Source organism: Geobacillus sp. WSUCF1, assembly GCF_000422025.1.
Lineage (GTDB): Bacteria > Bacillota > Bacilli > Bacillales > Anoxybacillaceae > Geobacillus > Geobacillus zalihae.
In genome coordinates this window covers 1-4,054 of record NZ_ATCO01000123.1, presented here as the reverse complement: position 1 = coordinate 4,054, position 4,054 = coordinate 1, and the positions used below count along the sequence as shown (strand labels likewise).

7 protein-coding genes are annotated in these 4,054 nt (G+C 34.1%); 4 read left to right on the top strand and 3 right to left on the bottom strand.

From position 1 onward, the window contains the following. The first annotated feature begins 145 nt into the window (after window positions 1-145). The 3 genes from I656_RS18730 (at window position 146) to I656_RS0116180 (ending at window position 840) form a co-directional block, all read left to right on the top strand. Entirely contained in the window at window positions 146-289 is a 144-nt protein-coding gene (locus tag I656_RS18730) for a hypothetical protein (protein WP_164832336.1), read from the top strand. A gap of 124 nt (window positions 290-413) precedes the next feature. After that, window positions 414-521, top strand: coding sequence for a Fic family protein (locus I656_RS19935; RefSeq protein WP_090949102.1), 108 nt, complete (start codon window positions 414-416; stop codon window positions 519-521). Window positions 522-549: 28 nt separating this feature from the next. Next, on the top strand, window positions 550-840 hold the full coding sequence (locus I656_RS0116180) for a hypothetical protein (protein WP_033006152.1): 291 nt from the start codon (window positions 550-552) through the stop codon (window positions 838-840). Between the two features lie 114 nt (window positions 841-954). Here the strand turns inward: I656_RS0116180 and I656_RS04660 are convergent, their stop codons facing one another. From I656_RS04660 to I656_RS0116175, 3 genes are all read right to left on the bottom strand, one after another. After that, on the bottom strand, window positions 955-1,443 hold the full coding sequence (locus I656_RS04660; RefSeq protein WP_020755868.1) for a hypothetical protein: 489 nt from the start codon (window positions 1,441-1,443) through the stop codon (window positions 955-957). 1,267 nt (window positions 1,444-2,710) lie between these two features. Beyond that, entirely contained in the window at window positions 2,711-3,040 is a 330-nt protein-coding gene (locus tag I656_RS18850) for a hypothetical protein (protein WP_020755867.1), read from the bottom strand. Between the two features lie 89 nt (window positions 3,041-3,129). Next, window positions 3,130-3,435, bottom strand: a complete 306-nt coding sequence (locus tag I656_RS0116175) for a hypothetical protein (RefSeq protein WP_223810910.1) — start codon at window positions 3,433-3,435, stop codon at window positions 3,130-3,132. Between the two features lie 375 nt (window positions 3,436-3,810). Between I656_RS0116175 and I656_RS04665 the strand changes: the two genes are divergently transcribed. Then, entirely contained in the window at window positions 3,811-4,005 is a 195-nt protein-coding gene (locus tag I656_RS04665) for a hypothetical protein (RefSeq protein WP_020755865.1), read from the top strand. Window positions 4,006-4,054 lie beyond the last annotated feature (49 nt).

The following is a 4,054-nucleotide window of genomic DNA, read 5'->3' as shown; positions in this document are numbered from 1 at the left end:
ATCCTCCCGATTTTCGTTGGAGGGTGCGAAATGTGAGTTGAAAATGCATCGGAGCTAAATTAGTATGTAGCTCCTTCTTTTTTTCTGTTAAATGAGATAAATATATGCTATGATAAGCAATAATAACGAGAAAGAGGGCATATATATGTTGCAACAAGTCGCAATCATTCAGGAGGATGAAATGAAAAAAGCTACTGGAAAAAATGACAAAGATGTAAGGCTTCAAAAAGTTGCTGCCAAAGTCATTCGCAGAAACCTCAAAGGTTTAAAGAGGTTGAGTAAAAATTGAGCATTGAACCTTTAGAGCCGAAACATATCCGAATGTTCCATGATATGGCCTTAAAAACATTCGGAGGTTTGTCGGGAGAACATGAGCCAAATCTCATCGACAGCCTTGGGTACAAACCGGGTTTATTAAAAAAAGCTGCTGTATATATGCATACTTTAACCACAATCAGTATTTTGTGGATGGGAACAAGCGGACAGCATATATTACTGCGGCATCTTTTTTGGAGTTTTAAATGGATATGTTTGCGTTGCGGATAGGATATGTATTTTGCCACGAAGCTGGTTGCTAACAAAAAGTGGAACTTGAATCGGATAGCCGAGTGGTTAGAGGTCAATAGCATACCAGAATCCAAATATGTCGAAGGCATGGAAGCCGAGAAAGAAACATTAATCGAACTATACGAAGAATACATAGCTATGGCCAAAGAACTGGAATTACAAGAAATCCTGACGGAAGAAGAAATAGAAGAACGAAAAAAATTGAAAGACGATGTTGTTCAACTATACCTAATTGTTGTCTATCGATTTCTTATCGCCTATATTCAAAATTAGTAGGCATAAGAAAAATAGAAGATTAAAAAATAAACAGCATGAAACATAAACCAGTTAGTTATGTTCATGCTGTTATTTCAGGCAGTAAATTTAAAACAGAAATATTACCAATAGTCAGCCATCCTTTTCTTTTAAATCAACCTTGTAATATTCCAACCCTCTTTCCAGCAAAACATTTACTAGTGCATTTATTTTAAATGATTTTTCTACACTTAGATTTTTTATTGTGTTATACATTTCTTCTGTTAAGAAAAAGGTTTTCTTCTCTTTTAACAACGAATGATCTACTTTTAAGTAATCTTTGAACATTTTATATTCCAAATCGAAATTCTCTTCAACGTTTATTGGCGTTCGATTTTCTTGTTTCTTTTTTACAAAGGGTTTATCAACTAATAAAACGACGATTCTACTTTTTACATCTCTACTCAATGATTCTTCTGGTGCAATACCTTTATATTTATATTCATTTTCTTCTTGATCAAATTCAATTGCTGCATTTGCCAGTTTTCTTTCTAAGTTTTTTTCATTTATTCCTGCCATGGCTGCAACCTCTGCAAACGATTTTCCGTTGTTTAATTGTTCTAATGCTTCTATTAATTTCATTTAAATCACCTCCGATTTTTTTAAACATTATAACTTCACTTGTGCTAAATTCTAATAACTTTTGCAGAATATTTGTGGCAATTTATAACCATATAATTTCAGATGTGCTACGGATTCTGAAAAGAATGTATTCGGAATTTATCATGATGCTTTGATCAATCTATACTTAACCGATGGCCTTACAAATAAATGCAATTTTTCAATAGGAAACCGATCGATGATTTTACAATGCCCTATCGAAACGAATATACGTATCTATCAATCGTTACGAATACATTTTCAAGTTCATTATCAAATCCTTTTATCCCCATTTTCTGTTTTTAGAAACGAATATGGGTTACCTGTTTTACCGCTTAGTATCGCAATGATATTGCATCATTGCCATTCGTTTATTTCCATTCGATACAAATAAAAGATACGAATATTCGTTACGAATGAAAGTAACGACGTGCCGATTTAAAGTGCATCCAACCCAGCACTTATCGAAATAGTATTGGCCGTCATGCAACCTTTCTTTTATTGAGCGATTTAAAAGTGCATTTTTTCCATTCGGCTCAAACGAAAAGCTAAAATATTTAACATTGAGCCACAGATTCATAGGGTTAACTGGGTATATTAAAACCTACCCAGTTAACTGTATGAACAACTTCATATACCTAATAGTTTAAAAATGTCTTCAGATCAAGTGTTCTAAAATTTAGAAGAATGACCTATCCAGACGACTATTACTATATCCCGACTCCTAATTTGACCCAAATTTTTTAATAAAATAAATTACATTTTCTGGATGGATATAACATTATTTGATAATAAAAAAACCAGTATCAAATTGATACCGGTCAATCATTCATCATAGTAATTTTTATTTTTTACATATTTCCCGTACTAAATCAAATCTTTTTACATAAATCCCGTACCGAGGAACGTTTTACAAAAATTCCGCACTGAGACCACAGTTTTTACTTAAATCCCGTACTGAGCTTTTACAAAATTCCCGTACCAAAATAATAGTTTTTACATAAATCCCATACCAAGCTAATGAAAACTATAGATTTCCGCAAATAAATACACTTTTTGTTCAAGCATTCATCATGTTTTAACTGTACACCCTACAGGATTTTTCATGCGTGTATGATCGTTTCACGTTTAAACGAAGGGTCTTCTATACCTGTACTTATATATTCAAAATCCCCATTAAATAAAAGATAGAGGTCTATTTCTATCCAATCATCAGATTCTCGCTTACCTAAAAGAATAAGTGACTGTTCTAATTCTCGCCTGTTCCATCTACAACATTAATTTGGTCTAATTCTATTTGGATACGTTCCAGAACATTTGCTTTTACTATTGCCACCGGTATAGTGGCTTTTTGCGTTTCTGTACCCCCAAGTTCCAAAGCTAATTTATATAACGGATGATCATTTTGTAATAGTTGAATATCTTCTGTTTCAACTTTCGGTTTTAATGCAAATCGGACTGATTGATCCGTTTTTGATAAAATCTGTTCTAAACATCGATAAGATGAGTCGTTACGTCTAACAGTGGCAAATGCGATGCAATCATGATGAAGAAGATGTAAATTTGATTCGATGGCCATGGGGATCTATTGTTCGGTACCATGAAAGGAAACGAAAAAAAAATGACTCCCGTTGAACTGCACTTCAACGGGAGTCATCTTTGTTTTCTTTAGAACTTCATCATAATTTTCATATTCCCTCCGCTGTTGCTAACAAATCGATTATTCTCATCAAATGCAAGAGGTCCTATCGCTGGAAAAACAAACAGACTATCTCCCTCACGCATTCTTTCTTCATAACGTATTCTGGCAATTGCCCATGCTTCCTCTAATGACAAAGCCCCCACGACATCCATTAATTCATCTTTCTCTTTTGTTCTAAGAACGACATAATACTGATTCATAAATAATCCCTCCATCAAAAATGTTGATAAATAAAAAACATCGGCAAGAATGCCAACGACTGTTTTCGTCATACATCCTTGCCGATGATTTTTCACCATTTCTCTGGACCAAAAAGGCCTTCTGTTATATTAATTTATAATAAGGAAAAGAAAATAAAATCGATTATCTATTATTATTCTATCTTACACTTTGCCCCTTTTTAACCCATTTCATCGAATTTCTCCCTGTAAAATAACAAATCTACTCAACAAAAAGTGAAGACTGGGTAGATAAAATAATGGCCGCCCAGATAGAGAATTCAAATACAGGCAAGCAAAAGAAACTTATTATTCCGCTCATCCGTATATTTGGTAATGAAATGAAAAGGAAACGGGAAGAAGTACGAATACACCCAAGAGAAAAATATAATCGAATAAATAGACCAGATAAGAAAGGAGAAGAGGAAAATGGAGAATAGCAAAGAATTCTGCCCCTACTGCGGCGCTAATTTGCAAGGAGATCCGATTCCAAAAGAACTGCAAAAGCATTATGGCAATGCCACCCACTTTAGCAGAAAAATTGGCATTTCCAGTTTGGAAAAAGATCGTGTAATCAAATGGCAATGTCCGGATTGCAAACAGGAATGGGAGCGGGAGGAATAGGTGGAAAGTGGTTTTTTACACATTTTCCGTACCAGACCCCTCTTTTTTT